Annotated in this window: 16 protein-coding genes; all 16 read left to right on the top strand. The window is 65.8% G+C overall.

Annotated features, from left to right (window positions below):
- The first annotated feature begins 15 nt into the window (after positions 1-15).
- The 16 genes from ACNKW1_RS09540 to nqrF all read left to right on the top strand — a co-directional run bounded on the left by ACNKW1_RS09540 (position 16) and on the right by nqrF (position 21,919).
- Positions 16-990 (top strand): WD40/YVTN/BNR-like repeat-containing protein, encoded by a 975-nt coding sequence (locus ACNKW1_RS09540; protein ID WP_418364348.1) that lies wholly within the window; start codon positions 16-18, stop codon positions 988-990.
- Positions 990-3,326 (top strand): efflux RND transporter permease subunit, encoded by a 2,337-nt coding sequence (locus tag ACNKW1_RS09535; protein ID WP_418364347.1) that lies wholly within the window; start codon positions 990-992, stop codon positions 3,324-3,326. The genes ACNKW1_RS09540 and ACNKW1_RS09535 overlap by 1 nt, the downstream gene beginning before the upstream one ends.
- Positions 3,327-3,462: 136 nt before the next feature.
- A complete protein-coding gene (locus ACNKW1_RS09530; protein WP_418364346.1) occupies positions 3,463-4,164 on the top strand; it encodes a TetR/AcrR family transcriptional regulator in 702 nt (233 codons plus the stop codon).
- Between the two features lie 21 nt (positions 4,165-4,185).
- Positions 4,186-6,672 (top strand): acyl-CoA dehydrogenase, encoded by a 2,487-nt coding sequence (locus ACNKW1_RS09525; RefSeq protein ID WP_418364345.1) that lies wholly within the window; start codon positions 4,186-4,188, stop codon positions 6,670-6,672.
- Positions 6,669-7,949: an acetyl-CoA C-acetyltransferase gene (locus tag ACNKW1_RS09520; RefSeq protein ID WP_418364344.1), complete on the top strand. Its 1,281-nt coding sequence runs from the start codon at positions 6,669-6,671 to the stop codon at positions 7,947-7,949. Before ACNKW1_RS09525 ends, ACNKW1_RS09520 begins: the two co-directional genes overlap by 4 nt.
- Positions 7,949-9,940 carry a 3-hydroxyacyl-CoA dehydrogenase NAD-binding domain-containing protein gene (locus tag ACNKW1_RS09515; RefSeq protein ID WP_418364343.1) on the top strand — a complete coding sequence of 664 codons (1,992 nt, stop codon included), beginning with the start codon at positions 7,949-7,951 and terminating at the stop codon, positions 9,938-9,940. Before ACNKW1_RS09520 ends, ACNKW1_RS09515 begins: the two co-directional genes overlap by 1 nt.
- Before the next feature lie 108 nt (positions 9,941-10,048).
- Entirely contained in the window at positions 10,049-10,459 is a 411-nt protein-coding gene (locus ACNKW1_RS09510; RefSeq protein WP_418364342.1) for an acyl-CoA thioesterase, read from the top strand.
- A 33-nt stretch (positions 10,460-10,492) separates the two neighbouring features.
- Positions 10,493-12,136, top strand: a complete 1,644-nt coding sequence (locus tag ACNKW1_RS09505) for a fatty acid--CoA ligase (protein ID WP_418364341.1) — start codon at positions 10,493-10,495, stop codon at positions 12,134-12,136.
- Between the two features lie 66 nt (positions 12,137-12,202).
- Positions 12,203-14,584: a 3-hydroxyacyl-CoA dehydrogenase/enoyl-CoA hydratase family protein gene (locus tag ACNKW1_RS09500; RefSeq protein WP_418364340.1), complete on the top strand. Its 2,382-nt coding sequence runs from the start codon at positions 12,203-12,205 to the stop codon at positions 14,582-14,584.
- Between the two features lie 38 nt (positions 14,585-14,622).
- The gene (locus ACNKW1_RS09495; RefSeq protein WP_418364339.1) at positions 14,623-15,822 is read left to right on the top strand and encodes an acetyl-CoA C-acyltransferase; all 1,200 of its coding nucleotides are present in this window, start codon (positions 14,623-14,625) and stop codon (positions 15,820-15,822) included.
- A gap of 241 nt (positions 15,823-16,063) precedes the next feature.
- Complete coding sequence (locus ACNKW1_RS09490; RefSeq protein WP_418364338.1) at positions 16,064-17,404, top strand: Na(+)-translocating NADH-quinone reductase subunit A; 1,341 nt, start codon at positions 16,064-16,066, stop codon at positions 17,402-17,404.
- 2 nt (positions 17,405-17,406) lie between these two features.
- Entirely contained in the window at positions 17,407-18,618 is a 1,212-nt protein-coding gene (locus ACNKW1_RS09485; RefSeq protein WP_418364337.1) for an NADH:ubiquinone reductase (Na(+)-transporting) subunit B, read from the top strand.
- On the top strand, positions 18,611-19,399 hold the full coding sequence (locus ACNKW1_RS09480) for a Na(+)-translocating NADH-quinone reductase subunit C (RefSeq protein WP_418364336.1): 789 nt from the start codon (positions 18,611-18,613) through the stop codon (positions 19,397-19,399). The genes ACNKW1_RS09485 and ACNKW1_RS09480 overlap by 8 nt, the downstream gene beginning before the upstream one ends.
- 2 nt (positions 19,400-19,401) lie before the next feature.
- Positions 19,402-20,070: an NADH:ubiquinone reductase (Na(+)-transporting) subunit D gene (locus tag ACNKW1_RS09475; RefSeq protein WP_418364335.1), complete on the top strand. Its 669-nt coding sequence runs from the start codon at positions 19,402-19,404 to the stop codon at positions 20,068-20,070.
- A 1-nt stretch (position 20,071) separates the two neighbouring features.
- Complete coding sequence (gene nqrE, locus ACNKW1_RS09470; RefSeq protein WP_418364334.1) at positions 20,072-20,680, top strand: NADH:ubiquinone reductase (Na(+)-transporting) subunit E; 609 nt, start codon at positions 20,072-20,074, stop codon at positions 20,678-20,680.
- A gap of 15 nt (positions 20,681-20,695) precedes the next feature.
- Positions 20,696-21,919, top strand: coding sequence for an NADH:ubiquinone reductase (Na(+)-transporting) subunit F (nqrF, locus tag ACNKW1_RS09465; RefSeq protein ID WP_418364333.1), 1,224 nt, complete (start codon positions 20,696-20,698; stop codon positions 21,917-21,919).
- Positions 21,920-21,937: the final 18 nt, after the last annotated feature.

The following is a 21,937-nucleotide window of genomic DNA, read 5'->3' as shown; positions in this document are numbered from 1 at the left end:
TGCGAGCACCTCCTCATGAACCGAGCAATCGGCGTCCTCTTCGTCGCCTTCGTGGTGGCAGCGACGGCCTACGCTTTCTCCGGGCGAAGCGACTCGCCCATGCCGCCCACCCAGGTCCGGATCTCGAACCTGCAGATGCTCGATGCTGCCGAGAGCCCCGAAGGCCGGCTGCTCGCGGTGGGTGAACGCGGGAAGATCTTCATCTCCGACGATCGTGGCGGGAGCTGGCGTGCAGCCAGCGCCCCAGGCGCAGCAGTGCTTGCGGCGGTGCGTTTCATCGACGCCCGGCAGGCGGTCGCGGTCGGGCATGACGCCGTGGTCCTGCGCAGCGAGGACGGGGGCGAGAGCTGGCGCATGGTGCAATCCGATCCCGAGGCCGAAGAGCCGCTGTTCGGGCTGTGGCTCGGCGAAGGCGGACAGGGCTTTGCGGTCGGTGCCTACGGGCGTTTCCTCGCGACCTCCGATGGCGGCGAAACCTGGGCGCCGCGCGAGATCGAGGCGAACGCGGACGCGCTGCACCTCAATGCGGTGCTGCCACTCGGCGGCGAGCGTTTCCTGATTGCCGGCGAGGCCGGCACGCTGCTGCGTTCGGACGACGGCGGGCAGACCTGGTCAGCGCTCGAGTCCCCCTATGCGGGGTCCTTCTTCAATGCGCTTTCGCTTGCCGAGGGGCGTGCCCTGGTGTTCGGCATGCGGGGCCATGTGTTCCGCACCGATGATGCTGGGGACTCTTGGACCGAGGTCGATACGGGCGTGCATGCCTCTCTCTTCGGCGGGCGCGTGCTTCGGGACGGCAGGGTGGTACTGGTTGGCCAGAGCGGCGTGGTGTTGGTGAGTGCGGATCAGGGGCACAGCTTCGACCGTCTGCAGGGGCCGGACCGGCTGGTGCGTGCGGCGGTGGCAGAAGTGGGGGATGGCGAGATTCTGCTGGTGGGTGAGGAGGGCGTGGTGCGCATGACCTTGCCCGCGGTGGTCGGGGAGAAGTCCTGATGTTGAAGCAGTTCGTCGAGTTCCTTGGTCTGCTGCTGTTCAAGCGGCGCAAGTTCTTCCTGGGCGTTTTCGTGCTGTTGACCGTGCTGCTCGGCGCGTCGGCGAGCCGCCTGCAGGTCGACGCGGGTTTCGAGAAGATGATCCCGCTCGAGCACGAATACATGAAGACTTTCATGGCCTACCGCAACACCTTCGGTGGTGCCAACCGCGTGCTGGTCGCGCTGCGTCAGCATGAGGGCGACATCTACAACGCGGGTTTCATGCAGAGGCTGAAATCTGCCACCGACGAGGTGTTCTTCATTCCGGGCGTGGACCGTGCGACCGTGACCTCGCTGTTTACGCCCAACGTACGTTTCATCGAGGTGGTCGAGGCCGGTTTTGCCGGTGGCAACGTCATCCCGGCGGACTTCGAGGGCACGGCGGCGGATCTCGAGACCGTGCGTGAGAACGTGCTCAAGTCCGGTCGCGTCGGCCGCCTGGTGTCCAACGATCACCGCGCGGCGATGATCAGCGCGGAGCTGCTCGAGATCGATCCGAACACCGGTGCCCGGCTGGATTACCTTGCCGTGGCGAAGCAGCTCGAGGACCTGCGCGCGCGCTATGCGGGCGAGGGGCTGGATGTGCACATCATCGGCTTCGCAAAGGCGGTGGGTGACATCACCGACGGCGCGCGTGGCGTGCTGATGTTCTTCGTGGTTGCGTTCGGCATTACCGCGGTACTGCTGTTCCTGTACTCGGGTTCGGTCAAGCTTGCAGTGCTCACGCTGGCATGCGCGATGGTCCCGGTCGTCTGGTTGATGGGGCTGCTACCGCTGATCGGATTCGGCATCGACCCGATGTCCATTCTGGTGCCTTTCCTGATCTTCGCCATCGGCGTCAGCCATGCGGTGCAGATGACGCACGCCTGGCGGCTGGAAATCATGCAGGGGGTGGGGCCGCTCAAGGGCGCGCACAACGCCTTCCGCCGTCTGGTGCTCCCGGGCTCGATGGCGCTGACCACGACCGTGGTCGGTTTTCTGGTCATCCTGCGCATCGAGATCGACATGGTGCGCGAGTTGGCGCTTACCGCCGGGCTCGGTGTGGCACTCATCCTGGTCACCAACATGCTGCTGCTGCCGGTGCTGTTGTCGTGGACGCGGCTCGATGCGGAGGCGATGCGGCGGACCATGACCGCCGAAGCGAAGGACCACTGGCTGTGGGCGCGCCTGCGTACGCTGGCCGAGCCCAAGCGGGCCACGGTGGTGGTGCTGATCACCGCGGTGCTGCTGGGCGCAGCCACCTGGAAGTCGCGTGACCTGCGCACCGGCGATCTCGGTCACGGCATCCCCGAACTGCATGAGGACTCACGCTACAACCGGGATACGGCCGCAATCGTCGAGTCGTTCTCGATCGGTGTGGATGTGCTGTCCGTGATCGTGCAGACGAAGGGGGTGGATGGCGCATGCACGAACTTCGAGATCATGGACACCATCGACCGCTTCGAAACCACCATGCGCGGCGTCCATGGGGTGCAGAGCGTGGTTGGCCTGCCGGGCGTGGCAAAGACGATCAATGCGGGATGGAACGAAGGCAACCCCGCCTGGCGGGCGTTGTCGCGCAACCCGACCGTGCTCGCACAGTCGGTGACGCCGGTCGATACCAGCACCGGCCTGCTCAATACCGACTGCAGCGCGATGCAGGTGCTGATCTTCACGCGCGACCACGAAGGGCCGACGATCGCCCACATCGTCGCCGAGGTGAAGGCCTTCCGCGAAGCCAATCGTGGCGAGCATATCGACTTCCTGCTCGCCTCCGGCAACGTGGGGGTCATGGCCGCGACCAACGAGGCCGTCGACGCTGCCTCGTTCGAGATCCTGGTGCTGGTGTTCGGGGCGATCAGCCTGCTGTTCTTCCTCGAGTTCCGCTCCTGGCGTGCCACGTTGTGCATCATCCTGCCGCTGATGATCGCGGCGGTGTTCTGCAATGCGCTGATGGCTCTGCTCGGCATCGGGCTCAAGGTGTCTACGCTGCCGGTGGTGGCGATCGCCGTGGGGATCGGGGTCGACTACGGCATCTATTTCTACGAGCGCATGTCGCACCGCTTCGAGCATGGTGATTCGCTGCCCGACGCCTTTTACGCCGCGCTGAGCCAGCGCGGCACGGCGGTGATGTTTACCGCCACGACCATGGCGGTGGGGGTGGGCACGTGGATCTTCTCGGCGCTCAAGTTCCAGGCCGACATGGGTCTGGTCATGGCGCTGATGTTCGTGATCAACATGCTTGGCGCGCTGCTGCTGCTGCCCTCGCTGGCGGCATTGCTGCTCGGCGACCGCCCGGCGGCCGGAAAGAAGGGCTGAGCGTGCGGGTCTTGCGTCCGGCGGCGAGGTTCGCGCAAAGAGAGACAAATCCGCGCATAAAAAATCTTGACAGCCTTCGGGCTTTCCTTAGAATTCAAACGAACGTTTGAATGAGCTTGACTCATTCAGGAGACCGATGGTGAGCACAACAACCGGCAGACATGGACCCGAGACGCGCGGCCGCATCCTGGATGCAGCCGAGGCCCTGTTTGTCGAGCATGGGCTGGAGGCGACCTCCATGCGCATGATCACCGCGCTCGCGGGGGTGAATCTGGCTGCCGTGAACTATCACTTCGGCTCGAAGGAAAACCTGATCCAGGAGGTGTTCCGGCGCCGTCTGGGGGAACTCAACCAGCGTCGCCTGGCTGCGCTGGATCAGGTGGAGGCGGATGCGGTGCGCGCAGGTGTCCGCGTCAAGCCCTCGCAGGTGCTGGAGGCGTTCTTCGAGCCATCGCTGCAGATGGCGACTGATCTCGCACACGGGGGGCGGATCTTCATGCAGCTGCTCGGTCGGACCTACACCGAGCCGAACGCCTTCGTGCGCAAGTTTCTCGCGGCCGAATATGCGGACACGCTGGAGCGCTTTCTCGCTGCGCTGTACGAGTCCCTGCCGGGCGTGCCACGCGAGGAGATCCTCTGGCGCTTCCACTTCATGATGGGTGCGACCTCCTACGCGATCGCCGGCACTGACGCACTGCAACTTTTCGCCGGCAAGTTCGACGACGAAGACCCCGCGCGGCTGATTCCGCGATTGATGTCCTTCCTGCTGGGCGGCCTCCGGGCGCCCCTGCCCGATTTTGCACACTCCGGCACGGCCGAGCCGGGCGATGTGCGCTGACCGATCAGGAGAACACGAAAGATGATCTGGTTGCTACTGGTTTCCCTCCCTCCCTTGGCAGGCGCGCTCGCCTACGGGCGAGCGCCTCTTTTTGCCTGGCTCGGGCTTGGGTTGGCGTGGCTTGCTGCCGTGGGCTGGGCTGCAGGCTGGGGGTTTGGCTGGACTGTCCTCGCGCTTCTGGCCTATGGCGGCGCGCTCGGAGCGATGATGAATGAAGGCATGCGCCTGAAGCGGATCACCGGTCCGATCTTCAAGGCCTTCCGCGCGGTGCTGCCGACGATGTCGCAGACCGAGAAGGACGCGCTCGAGGCCGGCACCGTGTGGTGGGAAGGCGAACTGTTCGCCGGCAAGCCCGACTGGAACAAGCTGCAGTCCTATCCCTGGCCGAAGCTCAACGCCGAGGAACAGTCCTTCCTCGACAACGAAACCGATGAACTCTGCCGCCTGACCGACGACTGGGACTGCACGCAGAAGGGCGACATGCCGGCCGAGGTCTGGCAGTACATCAAGGACAAGGGCTTCCTCGGCATGATCATCCCCAAGGAGTACGGCGGAAAGGGCTTCTCCGCCTTCGCCCACTCCCAGGTCGTGACCAAGCTGTCCACGCGCTCCTCGGCGCCGGCGGTGACGGTGATGGTGCCCAATTCGCTCGGACCGGCGGAATTGCTGTTGCACTACGGCACGCCCGAGCAGAAGCAGCACTATCTGCCGCGACTGGCGACCGGTGAGGAGATTCCGGCGTTTGCGCTCACCAGTCCGTGGGCGGGCTCCGATGCGGCCTCCATCCCCGATGCCGGCGTGGTGTGCAAGGGCATGTGGAACGGCGAGGAAGTGCTCGGCATGCGCGTCAGCTTCGACAAGCGCTACATCACCCTGGCGCCGGTATGCACCGTGTTCGGCCTGGCCTTCCATCTCTACGATCCCGATCGCCTGCTGGGGGGCGAGGAGGTGCTCGGCATCACCTGCGCACTGATCCCGCACGACCATCCGGGTGTGGACATCGGGCACCGCCACTTCCCGCTCAATGCGGTGTGGATGAATGGTCCGGTGCGCGGCAAGGATGTGTTCGTGCCGCTCGAGTTCATCATCGGCGGGCCGAAGATGGCCGGCCAGGGCTGGCGCATGCTGATGGAGTGCCTCGCGACCGGCCGCAGCATCTCGCTGCCGGGCTCCAATACCGGCATGCAGAAGATGACTGCGCGTGCGGTGGGCGCCTATGCTCGCGTGCGCTACCAGTTCAAGACCGCGATCGGTCGCTTCGAGGGCGTGGAAGAGGCGCTTACCCGCATCGGCGCCAACACCTATCTGTGCGATGCGGCGCGGGTGATGACCGCGGGCGCAATCGATCTGGGCGAGAAGCCTTCGGTGGTGTCGGCGATCGTGAAATACCACGTTACCGAGCGCGCCCGCCAGACGGTGAACGACGGCATGGATGTGATCGGCGGAAAGGGCATCTGCCTGGGTCCGCAGAACTTCCTCGGGCGTGCCTACCAGCAGATTCCGGTGGGCATCACCGTGGAGGGTGCCAACATCCTCACCCGCAGCCTGATCCTTTTCGGCCAGGGCGCGATCCGTTGCCATCCCTACGTGCTCAAGGAAATGCACGCGGCGCAGCGCGGCGACCTGAAGGCCTTCGACAAGGCGCTTTGGGGGCACGTCGGTTTCACCGTGTCCAATGCGGCGCGGGCGCTGGTGATGGGGCTGACCGGTTCGCACGTCGTCGGCGTGCCGGACACGGTGGCGCCGGAAACCCGGCGTTACTACCAGCAACTCACGCGCTTCTCGGCTGCGTTCGCCTTCATCGCCGACATCTCCATGGGCACGATGGGCGGTGCGCTCAAGCGCAAGGAAAAGCTCTCCGCCCGTCTGGGTGACATTCTTTCGCTGATGTACCTGGCCAGCGCAACCCTGCGGCGCTACGAGGCCGAAGGTCGCCAGGCGGCCGATGCGCCCCTGATGCACTGGGCGATCTGGGACTGCATGTTCCGTATCCAGCAGGCCTTCGAGGGCGTGATCGCGAACTTCCCGAACCGATTCTTCGCCTTCCTGCTGCACCGCGTGGTGGTGTTCCCGCTCGGCCGCCCGTATGTCGTGCCTTCCGACAAGCTCGGGCATCAGGTCGCGGCGCTGCTGCTCGAACCCTCGCCAACCCGCGACCGCCTGACGTCCGATGTGCATCTGCCCACCGATGTCGAGGAGCCCGTCGGTGCGCTCGAGGCAGCGCTGGTCGCGACCATCGACGCGGAGCGGATCGAGGCCAAGCTCAAGGAGGCGCGCCGTGAGGGGCGCTTCGATCCCAGGATCCTCGCCTCCGGGGACGTGGATGAGATCTGGCGCATTGCCCTGCATGCGGGGGTGATCGACGAGCGCGAGTACGCGATCATCGAGCGCCGGAACATGTTGCGCGACAAGGTCATCCGGGTGGACGACTTCAAGTACGACTTCGGACTCAAGGCTGCGATGCGCAAGGTGCCGTCGCACTCGCCGGCGCGCGAGGGGGCGGCATGACGCGTCCGGTCTACATTGTCGACGGTGCGCGCACGCCTTTCCTCAAGGCACGCAATGCGCCGGGTCCCTTCACCGGGGCGGACATGGCCACCGCCGCGGGCAGTGCACTGCTGGTGCGCCAGCCCTTCGCTCCCGATGAACTCGACGAGGTGATCCTGGGCTGTGCCAGCCCTTCGGTCGACGAGGTCAACATCGGCCGTGTGGTGGCGCTGCGCATGGGCTGCGGCAACGCGGTGCCCGGCTGGACGGTGATGCGCAACTGTGCCTCCGGCATGCAGGCCATCGACTCCGCGATTGCCAACATCCAGTGCGGTCGCAGCCAGCTCGTGCTCGCCGGCGGTGTGGATGCGCTGTCGCACGCGCCGCTGCTGTTCTCGGACAAGATGGTGCGCTGGCTGGCGGGCTGGTACGCGGCCAGGGACGCAGGACAGCGCTTCGAGATGCTCCGGCGCTTCCGCTTCGGCCACCTGAGTCCAGTGATCGGCATCATGAAGGGGCTGACCGACCCGATCGTCGGGCAACTGATGGGCCAGACTGCCGAAAATCTGGCGTGGAAGTTCGGCATCAGCCGTGAGGACATGGACGCCTTCGCGGTCGAGAGCCACCGCCGCGTATGCGCCGGGCAGGACGCTGGGCACTACGCCGACGAGATCGTTCCGCTGGTCGATCGCGACAGCAAGGTCTACGCGGCCGACGACGGCGTGCGGCACGACTCGTCCATGGCCAATCTCGCCAAGCTCAAGCCGTTCTTCGACAGGAAGTACGGCCGTGTCACCCCCGGCAACAGCTCGCAGATCACCGATGGCGCCGCCTGGCTGGTGCTGGCCTCGGAAGAGGCGGTCGAGCGCCACGGCCTGCAGCCGCTCGGGCGCATCGTCGACAGCCAGTGGGCAGGCCTCGCGCCCGATCAGATGGGTCTGGGGCCGGTGCACGCCACGATGCCGATCCTGCAGCGCCACGGCCTGGCGCCGAACGACCTGGATGCGTGGGAGCTCAACGAGGCCTTCGCAGCGCAGGTGATCGCCTGCCTGCGTGCCTTCGGCGACGACGAATACTGCCGCACCCATTTCGGCACCGACGCCCCTGGCGCACCGGCTGCGGAGCGGCTCAACGTGGATGGTGGCGCGGTCGCGCTCGGCCATCCGGTCGGCGCGAGCGGAGCTCGCATCGTGCTCCATCTGCTGCATGTGCTACGCCGCAAGGGCGGAGGGCGTGGTCTCGCGTCGATCTGCATCGGTGGTGGGCAGGGTGGCGCGATGCTGGTGGAGACCGTCTGATGAGCACGAACATGCAACATGACTGGAAGCACTGGCGCCTGCGTCGGGAGGAATCCGGTTTGGCCTGGCTGGATCTGGACAAGGCGGACGCGAGCGCGAACGTGCTGTCGTCCGAGGTGATGGGCGAGTTCGCCAGCGTGCTCGACGCGCTGGACGCTGCGCCGCCGAAGGCGCTGGTGATTGCCTCGGCCAAGCCCGCCGGCTTCATCGCCGGCGCCGATATCGAGGAGTTTTCGCGGCTGGACTCGGTGCTGGCCGCGCGCAGGCTGGTCGAGCGTGGCTGGCTGCTGTTCAACCGGCTGGCTGCGGTGGGGTACCCCACGCTGGCCCTGATCCGCGGCCACTGCATGGGCGGGGGGCTGGAGTTGGCGCTCGCCTGCCGTTACCGCATCGTGGTGGACGATCCCGGCACCAAGCTCGCGCTGCCCGAGGTCATGCTCGGCATCGTGCCGGGGTGGGGCGGCATGTTGCGCCTGCCCGACCGGATCGGCCCGGCTGCGGCGCTGGACATGATGCTGACGGGTAAGGCGGTGGACGCAAAGAAGGCGAAGCGCCTCGGCATCGCCGACGACTGCGTGCCGCCGCGGGTGATGGAATCGGCCGCGCGCATCATGGCCCTGTCCGGTGCGCCGGCACGCAAGCTGCCGCTCAAGGAGCGCGCGCTGCGCTGGGCGATGAACGGCCCGGCGCGGGCAAAGGTCGCCGACAAGGCGCGCGCCCAGGCTGCAAGCAAGGTGAGCCGCGAAAACTACCCGGCACCGTTCGCGATCATCGACATCTGGGAGCGCTACCGCGGCAACGCGCTCGACGTTCCGGCGCAGGACCCGTCCTCGCTCGACACGATCTTCACATCGCCGACCGCGCGCAACCTGGTACGCGTCTTCTTCCTGCAGGAGCGGCTCAAGGCCTTCGGCAAGGACAGCGACTTCGCGCCGCGCCACGTTCATGTGGTGGGTGCGGGCGTCATGGGCGGCGACATCGCCGCGGTGTGTGCGCTGCGCGGCATGACGGTGACGCTGCAGGACCAGTCCGTCGAGCGCATCGCACCGGCGATCGCGCGCGCCGCAAAGTTGTTCGAGCGCCGCCACAAGGGCGATCAGAAGCAGGTTCGGTTCACGCTCGACCGGCTCATCCCCGACCCCAGGGGCACGGGTGTGGCGCGCGCGGACGTGATCATCGAAGCCATCTTCGAGAACCTGGACGCCAAGCGTAGCCTGTTCGCGGACCTGGAAGCGCGCGCGAAGCCCGATGCGGTGCTGGCCACCAACACCTCCAGCCTGCGCCTGGAGGACATCGCCACCGTGCTGAAGGACCCCGCGCGGCTGGTGGGCATCCACTTCTTCAATCCGGTGCCGATGCTGCCGCTGGTCGAGGTGGTGCAGGGCGAGACCACCGACGCCGAGGTCCTGCGCCGCGCCACCGGCTTCGTGCGCCGGATCGACAAGCTTCCGCTGCCGGTGAAGAGTGCGCCGGGCTTCCTCGTCAATGCGGTGCTCGGCCCCTACATGCTCGAGGCCCTGCGCTGCGTGGAGGAAGGCGTCGCCCCCGAGACCGTCGATGCCGCATTGCTTGCCTTCGGCATGCCGATGGGGCCGGTCGAGCTGGTCGATACCGTGGGGCTGGATATAGCGGTCGCGGCGGGCAAGGCGCTTGCGGGGGAGGGGGCCGAGCCGCCGAGGCGGCTGATGAAGCTGGTCGGCGAAGGCAAACTCGGCCGCAAGAGCGGGGAAGGCTACTATCGTTGGGAAGATGGCAAGGCGATCAAGGGCGAGGCGCCGCAAAAGGGCGGCAAGCGCCGCAAGCCTGCGCCCGAGCCGATTCCCTACGGACTGGCCGGACGCGTCATCGCCCCCTTGCTCGACGCCACGCAGCGCTGCGTGGCGCAGGGGGTGGTCGCCGATGCCGACCTGGCCGACGCAGGCGTGATCTTCGGTGCGGGCTTCGCACCTCACACCGGCGGGCCGATGCACTATGTTGCGAACAGGAGCTAGGGCCTGCTACGTGTCGCCCTGCGGCACAGGTGGCTGCGGGTGGCTTGCATCCCGGCCAGCCCCGGTCTTTTCCCCTTCTAAGTTGGTGCCTGGCGCAAGGAGTTCGTGATGCCCCCGCATGCAGCCCCCGTCTTTACCTCGCTTCCGGAGCACAAACAACCCGCCCTGCGCGTGATGCCGATGCCCGCCGACCTCAACCCGGCGGGTGACGTGTTCGGTGGCTGGATCATGTCGATGGTCGATATCGCGGGGGCGATCCCCGCGCACAGGCGGGCCAAGAGTCGCGTCGCGACCGTGGCGGTGAATTCGTTCGTATTCAAGCAGCCGGTGTCGGTGGGCGACCTGGTGAGTTTCTATGCGGAGGTGGTGTCGGTGGGTTGCAGCTCGGTGACGGTCGATGTGGAGGTCTTCGCCGAGCGTGACCCGGAGAACCCGGTGGTGGTGAAGGTGACGGACGCGCGCCTCACCTACGTGGCGCTCGATGATCGCGGGCGCAAGCGGCCGATTCCGGCCGAGTGAATGCGGCACTGTACAACCGGAGGTTTGCTGTCCATGCATGAACACCTGATCGAATCGACGCCCTCGGCGTATGGCTATCCACTGCTGATCAAGCAACTCCTGCACACGCCGCGTGCCACCGCCGCGGACCAGGAGATCGTTTACGCGGACAAGGTGCGCATGCGCTACGCGGACCTGTTCGAACGCATCGACCGCCTCGCCAATGCACTCGCCAGCCTCGAGGTGCAGCGCGGCGACACGGTGGCGGTGATGGACTGGGACAGCCACCGCTATCTGGAGTGCTTCTTCGCCGTACCCATGTACGGCGCCGTACTGCAGACCGTGAACGTGCGCCTGTCGCCGGACCAGATCGCCTATACGCTGAATCACGCCGGTGCGAGCGTGCTGATGGTCAATGCCGAATTCCTCCCGCTGCTGAAGCAATTCCGTACCGAACTGGAGAGCGTGCGCAAGCTCGTGCTGATCAGCGACGAGCCGGTCGACGAGGATGCGCTGCCCGAAGGGTTCGTGGGGGAGTACGAGGTGCTGCTGGCGCAGGCGTCCAGCGAGTTCGAGTTTCCGGATTTCGACGAGAACACCCGGGCCACCACCTTCTACACCACGGGCACCACGGGGCTGCCCAAGGGCGTGTATTTCAGCCATCGCCAGCTGGTGCTGCACACGCTGGCGACCACGGCGGCGCTGGGCCTGTCGCCCGCGCAGGGGCGTTTCCATCGCGGCGACGTGTACATGCCGATCACCCCGATGTTCCATGTCCATGCCTGGGGCGTGCCCTACATCGCCACGCTTGCGGGGGTGAAGCAGGTCTATCCGGGGCGCTATCACCCCGACACGCTGTTGAGCCTGATCGAGCGCGAGAAGGTCAGCTTCTCGCACTGCGTGCCCACGATCCTGATGATGCTGCTGATGTCGCCGCGCTCCAAGGACGTGGACCTCTCTGGCTGGAAGGTGGTCATCGGCGGTTCGGCGCTGCCCACGGGTCTGGCCGAGCAGGCGCTCGCGCGTGGTATCGATGCCTTCACCGGCTACGGCATGTCGGAGACCTGCCCGATCCTGACCCTGGCGCACCTGCCGCATGACGCCGACCCGTCGCAGCCACATGCCGAGCTGCGCGTGAAGACCGGGCGTCCGATCCCGCTGGTCGATTTGCGCACCGTCGATGCGAGTCTCGCCGACGTGGCCCGCGATGGCCGCAGTGTGGGCGAGGTGGTGGTGCGTGCGCCCTGGCTGACGCAAGGCTATCTGCACAACCCGGAGGCGTCGGCGCATCTATGGGAAGGCGGCTGGCTGCACACCCAGGACATCGGCCACATCGACCCGGCCGGCTACCTGCAGGTCACCGACCGCATCAAGGACGTGATCAAGACGGGCGGCGAGTGGGTGTCTTCGCTCGAGCTGGAGGATCTCATCGGGCGCTGCGCGGGGGTCGCCGAAGTGGCGGTGATCGGGGTGCCGGACGAAAAATGGGGCGAGCGTCCCGCCGCGCTGGTGGTGCGAAAGCCCGGCAGCGAGGACACGCTGGATGCCGACACGGTGCGCGCCCATGTCGAGCGTGCCGCGCAGGAAGGCCATGTGTCGCGCTATGCAGTGCCCGACAAGGTGGTGTTTGTCGATGCGCTGGATCGCACGAGTGTCGGCAAGATCAACAAGCGCGCCCTGCGCGCCCGCTTCGCCTGAAGCAAGAACGCGCCCGCGCCGCGTGCGCGCGGGCTTGAACCGAGACTCTCTCATCAGGAGGTGCATGTGAGCAGATTGATCATTCGCAAGGTTGCCGTGCTCGGCGCCGGCGTCATGGGGGCGCAGATTGCGGCCCATTGCGCCAATGCCGACGTGCCGGTGGTCCTGTTCGACCTGCCGGCCAAGGAAGGCCCGGCCAACGGCATCGTCGACAAGGCCGTCGCCGGCATGAAGAAGCTCGATCCGGCGCCGTTCGCCGCCAAGGATCGGGCGCAGTACATCGAGCCCGCCAACTACGGCAGCGATCTCGCACGCCTGGGCGAGTGCGACCTCGTCATCGAGGCGATTGCGGAGAAGATGGAGTGGAAGCTCGATCTCTACGCCAAGGTGGCGCCGCACCTCAAGGCGGGGGCAATCTTTGCCTCCAACACCTCCGGCCTGTCGATCGAGGCGCTTGCTGCCGGGATGCCGGTTGATCGCCGCAGTCAGTTCTGCGGCATCCACTTCTTCAACCCGCCGCGCTACATGCCGCTGGTGGAGCTGATCCCCACCGCGGCCACCGACCCCGCGCTGCTCGACGGCCTGGAAACCTGGCTGACCACGCGTCTGGGCAAGAGCATCGTTCGCGCCAAGGACACGCCCAACTTCGTCGCCAACCGCGTCGGCGTGTTCTCCATCCTCGCCGTGCTGCACCATACCGCCCGCCTCGGGCTGGCCTTCGATGAAGTCGACCTGCTCACCGGCCCGCGCATCGGCCGCCCCAAGAGCGCGACCTTCCGTACCGGCGACGTGGTGGGCCTGGATACGCTGGCGCACGTGGTCGGCACCATGCAGGCCACCCTGCCCAACGACCCCTGGCATGCGCACTTCAGCACGCCTGAATGGCTGCAGGCCCTGATCGCCAAGGGGGCGCTCGGGCAGAAGACCAAGTGCGGCATCTACCGCAAGCAGGGCAAGCAGATCCAGGTGCTCGACCTGAAGCTGCAGGACTACCGCGAAAGTGGCGGTGAGGTCTTCCCCGAGGTCGACGCGATCCTGAAACTGAAGAACCCGGCGGAAAAATTCGCCCAGCTCGCAGCGCATCCGCACCCTCAGGCGCAGTTCCTGTGGTCGATTTTCCGCGATGTGTTCCATTACTGCGCGGTGCACCTGGGCGACATCGCCGACAACGCGCGCGATGTGGATCTGGCGATGCGGTGGGGTTTCGGCTGGGCGCAGGGACCTTTCGAAACCTGGCAGGCCGCCGGCTGGAAGGCGGTGGCGGAGATGGTTCGCGACGATATCGCGCACGGTCGCGCCATGGCCGACGTGCCGCTGCCGGCCTGGGTGTTCGAGCGCGAGGGCGTGCATGCGCCGGCCGGCGCCTACAGTGCGGCGGAGAACGCGCTGAAGGCGCGTGCCAAGCTGCCGGTGTATCAGCGCCAGCTCTATCCCGACCGCGTGCTTGGCGAGGCGCCGGACGATCGTGGCGAGACGCTGTGGGAGAACGCCGGCGTGCGCCTGTGGCGCCGTGCCGACCAGGATGCGCGCATCGGCATCGTGTCGATCACCTCCAAGATGCACGCGATCGGCGACGAGGTCATGGATGGCCTGCTTGAGGCGATCGCGCGTGCCGAGCGCGAACTCGACGGGCTGGTGATCTGGCAGCCCGCACCCTTTGCGGTGGGCGCCAACCTGCAGCAGGTGGGTGAGGCCTGCCGTGCCGGGCAGTTCGATCTGCTCGAGAACATGGTGGCCAAGTTCCAGCGCACCTCGATGGCGATCAAGCATGCACAGGTGCCGGTGGTAGCTGCAGTGCAGGGCATGGCGCTGGGGGGCGGCTGCGAGTTCGTCATGCACGCCGCGCACCGGGTCTTTGCGCTGGAGAGCTACGTCGGCCTGGTGGAGGCTGGCGTGGGCCTGATCCCGGCCGGCGGTGGCTGCAAGGAGTTTGCTCTGCAGGCGCACGCCATGGCGCAGCGCGCGGCGGGCGGCGACGTGTTCCCCTTCATCCAGAACGCGTTCCAGACCATTGCCATGGCCACCGTGGCCAAGAGCGCGCAGGATGCGGTGCGCCTCGGCTTCGGCCGCGCCTCGGACGACGTGCTGTTCAACGCGCACGAGATCCTGTTCGCAGCGATCCGCAGGGCACGCGCAATGGCCGAGTCGGCCTGGCGGCCGGCCTTGCCCGACCCGCAGATCACCGTGGCGGGACGCAATGGCATTGCCACCTGCGAAATGATGCTGGTGAACATGGCCGAGGGCGGCTTCATCTCGGCGCACGACTACCGCGTCGCCAGGGCGGCGGCCACCGCGCTGTGTGGCGGCGAGGTGGACACCAATCGCCGCGTTGGCGAGCAGTGGATCCTGGATGTCGAGCGTGCGCAGTTCGTCGAACTGCTCAAGACCGAGAAGACCCAGCAGCGCATTGCGCACATGCTGGAAACCGGCAAGCCCCTGCGCAACTGATGGCCGCCGTCTGACGGCAATGGATTGAGGAAACAAGCATGAGCAAACAGATTCAGGACGCATACATCGTCGCCGCGGTGCGCACGCCGGTTGCCAAGCGCAATGGGGCTTTCCGTTACGTGCGCCCCGACGACATGCTGGCGAAGGTGTTGCGCGCGGTGGTGGCCAAGGTGCCCAACCTCGACGCCAACGAGATCGGCGACGTCATCACCGGTTGTGCGATGCCGGAGGCTGAGCAGGGCATGAACGTGTCGCGCATCGGCTTGCTGCTGGCGGGCCTTCCCGACAGCGTGCCCGGCCTGACCATCAACCGCTTCTGCGCCTCGGGCCTGCAGTCGGTGGCCGATGCCGCCAACCGCATCCGCCTGGGCGAAGCGGACGTCATGATTGCCGCCGGCACCGAGAGCATGAGTGCGATGCCGCAGATGATGGGCAACAAGGTCAGCCTCAACCCCGAGATCTTTGCGCACGCTGAAAATGTCGCGATCGCATATGGCATGGGTCTGACCGCCGAGAAGGTCGCGCAGCAGTGGGGGGTGAGCCGCGAGGACCAGGATGCCTTTGCGGTCGAGTCGCACCGCCGCGCCTGCGCGGCGATTGCGGCGGGCCACTTCGCGAGCGAGATCGTGCCCTACGCGGTGCAGTCGCATGTACCCGGCGGCGATGGCGCGGTGCGCATCAGCGAGCGTGTGCTCGAGCATGACGAGGGGCCGCGCCCCGACTCCGCGGTGGAAAAGCTCGGCAAGCTGCGCCCGGTGTTTTCCGCGCGCGGCTCGGTCACGGCGGGCAACAGTTCGCAGATGTCCGACGGTGCTGCTGCGGTCCTGTTGATGAGCGAGGCCGCGGTGAAGCGCTACGACGTGCGGCCGATCGCACGCTTCGCCAGCTTCGCCGTCGCCGGCGTGCCGCCCGAGGTCATGGGTATCGGTCCGGTGGAGGCGATCCCGCGTGCGCTCGCGCGCGCCGGAGTGACGATGGCGGACATCGGCTGGACCGAGCTCAACGAGGCCTTTGCCGCCCAGGCGCTGGCGGTGATGCGTCAGCTTGAGATGGACCCGGCGAAGGTGAACCCGCTCGGGGGGGCGATCGCGCTGGGCCACCCGTTGGGCGCTACGGGGGCAATCCGCACCGCGACGCTGATGGCGGCGATGCAGCGCGACCCGGGGCTGCGCCACGGCATGATCAGCATGTGCATCGGCACGGGCATGGGGGCTGCAGGCGTCTTCGAGCGCTGCTGATCGCTTCTGTCCTTCTCCGCCGTGAGCGCCGCTGGTTGCTCGCGGCGGGCCCTGGTTGGCGTGTGGATAACACGGATGACGTGAACGTCAACACGCTCTCGGCGTGATCCCGGGGTAACAATCTTTTATAATTCGTGCGTTTATCGACGCGAGGCCGTCACTTCAGCCGCTTGCCGAGGGGGCAGGTGCGCAGATCCAGGGCGGCCTCGTCCATTCCCACGAGTCTATGGGCGAAAAGCGCATGATAAGAATCAAACGCGGCCTGGACCTGCCCATCACCGGCGCGCCCGCGCAGCGGATCGAGGACGGACGTCCGGTGCGCAGCGTGGCCGTCATCGGCTTCGACTACCACGGCATGAAGCCGACCATGGCAGTGCAGGTCGGCGACCGGGTGAAGCTCGGGCAGGTCCTTTTTTCCGACAAGAAGACGCCGGGCGTGGTGTTTACTGCGCCGGGCGCCGGCACGGTCAGCGCCATCCATCGCGGTGATCAGCGCGTGCTGCAGTCGGTGGTGATCGATCTCGAAGGCGATGAGGCCGTCGAGTTCGCGCGCTACGGCGATAGCGAGATCGACGGGCTCGACCCGCAGAAGGTGCGCGAGGGCCTGATCGAGTCGGGTCTGTGGACTGCGCTGCGTACGCGGCCGTTCAGCAAGGTGCCCGCGATCGATGCGCAGCCGAAGTCGATCTTCGTCACCGCGATGGACACCCATCCGCTTGCGGCCGACCCGACGGTGGTTATTGGAGAGCATAAGGACGATTTCGCGCGCGGTGCTCGCGTGCTTGCGCGCATCGCGCCGGTCATGGTCTGCCACGCCGAGGGCACGCAGATGCCGTGTGCCGGCCTCTCAAACGTGCGTACCGAAACCTTCGCCGGGCCGCATCCGGCGGGCCTTGCGGGGACACACATTCATTTCCTCGATCCGGTGCACGCCGAGAAATCGGTGTGGTCGCTCAACTACCAGGACGTGATCGCGATCGGCAAGCTGTTCGCCACCGGGCGGTTGTGGACCGAGCGCGTCGTGGCGATTGCCGGTCCCATGGTTGAAAAACCCCGCCTGCTGCGGGCGCGTCTGGGCGCTAGTCTGGACGAACTCACCGCAGGAGAACTCAAGACTGGCTGCAAGGTGCGCGTGATCTCGGGTTCTGTGTTCGGAGGGCGCACTTCCCGTGGTGCCTGTGCCTACCTGGGACGTTATCACCTGCAGGTGTCCTGCCTTCAAGAGGGTACCGAGCGCGAGATGCTGCATTACCTGCGTGCAGGGGCCGAGAAGCACTCGGTGCTCCCGCTCTACATCTCCAGGCTTTCTCCCGGCAAGCTGTTCAACTTCACCACCAGCACCAACGGCAGTCCGCGTGCGATGGTGCCGATCGGGAACTACGAAGAGGTGATGCCGCTCGACATGCTGCCTACGCAGTTGCTGCGCGCGCTGATCGTCGGCGACACCGAAACCGCCCAGAAGCTCGGCTGTCTGGAACTGGACGAGGAAGATCTGGCGCTGTGCACCTACGTGTGCGCCGGCAAGTACGAGTACGGTCCCATCCTGCGTGACAATCTCACGCGCATCGAGAAGGAGGGTTGAGCATGAGTCTGCGCTCCTGGCTCGACAGCATCGAGCATCACTTCGAGAAGGGCGGCAAGTACGAGAAGTACTATGCCCTGTACGAAGCCGTCGACACCGGTCTGTTCAAACCGGCCAGCGTCACCCGTACCACCGCCCACGTGCGTGACGGTCTCGACCTCAAGCGCATGATGATCACGGTGTGGCTGTGCACCTTCCCCGCCATGTTCTTCGGCATGTGGAACGTCGGCTACCAAGCCAACAGCATCCTCGCAGCCAATGCCGACCTGATGGCGGCGCAGGAGGGCTGGCGCATCGCACTCACCGGCGCGCTGGCGGGGCTGGATCCGGCCAGCCTGTGGGCGAACTTCCTCCACGGGGCGACGTACTTCCTGCCTGTTTATCTCACTACCTTCATCGTCGGCGGCTTCTGGGAGGTGTTGTTCGCTTCGATCCGCAAGCATGAGGTCAACGAGGGCTTCTTCGTCACCTCGGTGCTGTTCGCCCTCACCTGCCCGCCGGATATCCCGCTGTGGCAGGTCGCGCTCGGGATCAGCTTCGGCGTGGTGATCGGCAAGGAAGTCTTCGGCGGCACCGGCAAGAACTTCCTCAACCCGGCGCTCACCGGTCGTGCCTTCTTGTATTTCGCCTACCCGGCCGAGATGTCGGGCGATGCGGTGTGGACCGCAGTCGATGGCTATACCGGCGCAACCATGCTTTCGCTCGGCGCCTCGGGCGGCATCGAGGCGGTGCTCGGCAACGGCATCGACTGGATGAGCGCGTTCCTCGGCACGGTGCATGGTTCGATCGGCGAGACCAGCACGCTCGCCATCCTGTTGGGCGGCGTGGTGCTGCTGGGGATGAAGATTGCCTCGTGGCGCATCGTCTCCGGCGTGATGGTGGGCATGATCGCGACCAGCCTGCTGTTCAATGCCATCGGCTCCGATACCAACGCCATGTTTGCCGTTCCCTGGCACTGGCACCTGGTGATGGGGGGCTTCGCCTTCGGCATGATCTTCATGGCCACCGATCCGGTATCGGCTTCGATGACCAATACCGGAAAGTGGATCTTCGGTGCGCTGATCGGCGTGATGACCGTGCTGATCCGCGTGGTCAACCCGGCCTTCCCGGAAGGCATCATGCTCGCCATCCTGTTCGGCAACCTGTGTGCACCGCTGATCGACCACTTCGTGGTCGCGGCCAACATCAAGCGGAGGCTCGCGCGCAATGTCTAAGAAAGAATCGACGAGCCGCACGCTGCTGGTGGCGCTCGCGGTCAGTCTCGTCAGTTCGGTCTTCGTCGCCGGCGCAGCGGTGTCGCTGAAGCCGGTGCAGATCGAGAACCGCCAGCTCGACAAGCAACGCAGCATCCTGTCCATCGCCGGCCTTGGCGAAGCGGGCATGTCCGGCCGCGAGGTCAAGGATCTGTTCGCCGAGCGCATCAGCGCCAAGGTGGTGGATCTGGAAACCGGCCAGTTCACCGATGCGCAGGATCCGGCGACGTTCGACCCGCTCAAGGCCGCGCGCGACCCAGCGCTGTCCGATGCGCTGCCGGGCGAGCAGGACATCGCCATGATCAAGCGCCGTGAGCGCTACACCACGGTGTACATGGTCCAGCGCGAGGGCGAGCTCGAGACCCTGATCCTGCCCATTCGCGGTTACGGCCTGTGGTCCACGCTGCACGGATTCATGGCGGTGAAGGGCGATCTCAACACCGTGGTTGGTATGGGCTTCTATCAGCATGCCGAAACCCCCGGTCTCGGCGGCGAGGTCGACAACCCGAACTGGAAGGCGCAGTGGCCTGGCAAGGAGCTCTTCGACGCGTCCGGCAAGCCGGTGATCCGCATCGTCAAGGGTGGCGTCGACCCTGCCAGCCCGGACGCGAAGCACCAGGTCGACGCACTTGCCGGCGCCACCCTGACCAGCAACGGTGTCGACCGCCTGATCCAATTCTGGCTTGGTGAGCAGGGCTTCGGCCCGCTGCTCGCCAGGCTGCGTACACAACAGGGGGCTTGAAAATGGCCAAACCGACCGTCAAGGAAGTCCTGTTCAATCCGGTCTTCGCCAATAACCCGATCGGCCTGCAGATCCTTGGCATCTGCTCGGCGCTCGCGGTGACGTCGAACCTGCAGACCGCGCTCGTGATGTCGATTGCGCTCACGCTGGTGACCGGCTTCTCCAACCTGTTCATCTCGATGATCCGCAACCAGATCCCGAGCTCGATCCGCATGATCGTGCAGATGGTGATCATCGCGTCGCTGGTCATCGTGGTGGATCAGATCCTCAAGGCCTACGCCTATGGCCTGTCCAAGCAACTCTCGGTGTTCGTCGGCCTCATCATCACGAACTGCATCGTGATGGGCCGCGCCGAAGCCTTCGCCATGCAGAACCCGCCCATGCTCTCGTTCATGGACGGCATCGGCAACGGTCTCGGCTACAGCGTGGTGCTGCTCACCCTGGGCGTGATCCGCGAGCTCTTCGGTGCCGGCAAGCTGTTCGGCGTCGAGATCATCGCGCTCGCCAAGGATGGCGGCTGGTACGTGCCCAACGGCTTGCTGCTGCTGCCGCCCTCTGCGTTCTTCCTGATCGGCCTGCTGATCTGGGGGCTGCGCGCCTGGCGGACCGAGCAGGTCGAGGAGCCGAGCTTCCGCATGGCGCCGCAAGTCGTGGAAAAGGAGGCCTACTGACATGGAGCACTATCTGAGCCTCTTCGTGCGGGCCGTGTTCATCGAGAACATGGCGCTCGCCTTCTTCCTCGGCATGTGCACCTTCATCGCGATCTCGAAGAAGGTAGAGACCGCGATCGGACTCGGTATCGCCGTGGTGGTCGTGCAGACCATCACGATGCCGGCCAATAACCTAATCTACACCTACCTGCTGCGTGACGGCGCACTGGCGTGGGCAGGCCTGCCGGATGTCGATCTGTCCTTCCTCGGGCTGCTGTCCTACATCGGCGTCATCGCGGCGATCGTGCAGATCCTGGAGATGCTGCTCGACAAATACGTGCCCAGCCTCTACAACGCGCTCGGTGTGTTCCTGCCGCTGATCACGGTGAACTGCGCGATCATGGGCGGCACGTTGTTCATGGTCGAACGTGACTACAACTTCTCCGAAAGTGTGGTGTATGGCCTGGGCTCGGGGTTCTCCTGGGCGTTGGCGATCGCACTGCTCGCCGGCATCCGCGAGAAGCTCAAGTACAGCGACGTGCCCGAGGGCCTGCAGGGCCTGGGCATCACCTTCATCACCATCGGCCTGATGTCGCTGGGCTTCATGTCCTTCTCGGGCGTGCAGCTGTAAGGAGACCGTGAAACGATGAATACCGAAATCATTCTGGGCATCGGGATGTTCACCGCCATCGTGCTCGCGCTGGCCGTGTTCATCATCGCCGCCCGCTCGAAGCTGGTGTCGTCGGGTGACGTCACCATCGACATCAATGGCGAGAAGAAGATCACCGTGCCGGCGGGCGGCAAGCTGCTGCAGACCCTGGCCGAGAGCGGTCTGTTCCTGCCCTCGGCCTGCGGTGGCGGTGGCACCTGCGCGCAGTGCAAGTGCGTGGTCACCGAAGGTGGCGGCTCGATGCTGCCCACCGAGGAGTCGCACTTCACCAAGCGCGACGCCAAGGAAGGCTGGCGCCTGTCCTGCCAGACCCCGGTCAAGCAGGACATGAAGATCGAGGTGCCGGAGGAGGTCTTCGGCGTCAAGAAGTGGGAGTGTACCGTCGAGTCCAACCCCAACGTGGCGACCTTCATCAAGGAGCTGACGCTGCGCCTGCCCGAGGGCGAGGACGTTGCCTTCCGCGCCGGCGGTTACGTGCAGCTCGAGTGCCCGCCGCACGTGGTCAATTACAAGGATTTCGACATCCAGGAGAAATTCCGCGGCGACTGGGACAAATTCAACCTGTGGCGCTATGTCTCCAAGGTGGACGAGACCACCATCCGCGCGTACTCGATGGCGAACTACCCGGGCGAAAAGGGCGTGGTGAAGTTCAACATCCGTGTCGCCTCGCCCCCGCCGGGTCGCGACGACATCCCGCCGGGCAAGATGTCGTCCTGGGTATTCAACCTCAAGAAGGGCGACAAGGTCACGGTGTACGGCCCCTTCGGCGAGTTCTTCGCGCGCGAGACCGACAACGAGATGGTCTTCGTTGGCGGCGGCGCGGGCATGGCGCCGATGCGCTCGCATATCTTCGACCAGTTGAAGCGCCTGCATAGCACGCGCAAGATCACATTCTGGTACGGCGCGCGCTCGATGCGCGAGGCCTTCTACGTCGACGAGTTTGACAAGCTTGCCGCGGAGAACCCCAACTTCAAGTGGCACCTGGCGCTCTCCGACCCGCTCCCCGAGGACAACTGGACCGGCTATACCGGTTTCATCCACAACGTGTTGTACGAGCACTACCTCAAGGACCACCCGGCCCCCGAGGACTGCGAGTTCTACATGTGCGGCCCTCCGATGATGAACGCGGCAGTGATCAAGATGCTGCTGGATCTCGGCGTCGAACGCGAGAACATCATGCTCGACGATTTCGGCGGTTGAGCAACCCGGCGGCCGGCC

This window comes from Thauera sp. WH-2, assembly GCF_048321015.1.
Taxonomy (GTDB): domain Bacteria; phylum Pseudomonadota; class Gammaproteobacteria; order Burkholderiales; family Rhodocyclaceae; genus Thauera.
This window is presented reverse-complemented; position numbering and strand designations above follow the sequence as displayed.

Bases quoted from the DNA above. Each gene is read 5' to 3' on its own strand.
- ACNKW1_RS09540 (WP_418364348.1), top strand. From the start codon at position 16: ATGAACCGAGCAATCGGCGTCCTCTTCGTCGCCTTCGTGGTGGCAGCG.
- ACNKW1_RS09535 (WP_418364347.1), top strand. From the start codon at position 990: ATGTTGAAGCAGTTCGTCGAGTTCCTTGGTCTGCTGCTGTTCAAGCGG.
- ACNKW1_RS09530 (WP_418364346.1), top strand. From the start codon at position 3,463: ATGGTGAGCACAACAACCGGCAGACATGGACCCGAGACGCGCGGCCGC.
- ACNKW1_RS09525 (WP_418364345.1), top strand. From the start codon at position 4,186: ATGATCTGGTTGCTACTGGTTTCCCTCCCTCCCTTGGCAGGCGCGCTC.
- ACNKW1_RS09520 (WP_418364344.1), top strand. From the start codon at position 6,669: ATGACGCGTCCGGTCTACATTGTCGACGGTGCGCGCACGCCTTTCCTC.
- ACNKW1_RS09515 (WP_418364343.1), top strand. From the start codon at position 7,949: ATGAGCACGAACATGCAACATGACTGGAAGCACTGGCGCCTGCGTCGG.
- ACNKW1_RS09510 (WP_418364342.1), top strand. From the start codon at position 10,049: ATGCCCCCGCATGCAGCCCCCGTCTTTACCTCGCTTCCGGAGCACAAA.
- ACNKW1_RS09505 (WP_418364341.1), top strand. From the start codon at position 10,493: ATGCATGAACACCTGATCGAATCGACGCCCTCGGCGTATGGCTATCCA.
- ACNKW1_RS09495 (WP_418364339.1), top strand. From the start codon at position 14,623: ATGAGCAAACAGATTCAGGACGCATACATCGTCGCCGCGGTGCGCACG.
- ACNKW1_RS09490 (WP_418364338.1), top strand. From the start codon at position 16,064: ATGATAAGAATCAAACGCGGCCTGGACCTGCCCATCACCGGCGCGCCC.
- ACNKW1_RS09485 (WP_418364337.1), top strand. From the start codon at position 17,407: ATGAGTCTGCGCTCCTGGCTCGACAGCATCGAGCATCACTTCGAGAAG.
- ACNKW1_RS09480 (WP_418364336.1), top strand. From the start codon at position 18,611: ATGTCTAAGAAAGAATCGACGAGCCGCACGCTGCTGGTGGCGCTCGCG.
- ACNKW1_RS09475 (WP_418364335.1), top strand. From the start codon at position 19,402: ATGGCCAAACCGACCGTCAAGGAAGTCCTGTTCAATCCGGTCTTCGCC.
- nqrE (WP_418364334.1), top strand. From the start codon at position 20,072: ATGGAGCACTATCTGAGCCTCTTCGTGCGGGCCGTGTTCATCGAGAAC.
- nqrF (WP_418364333.1), top strand. From the start codon at position 20,696: ATGAATACCGAAATCATTCTGGGCATCGGGATGTTCACCGCCATCGTG.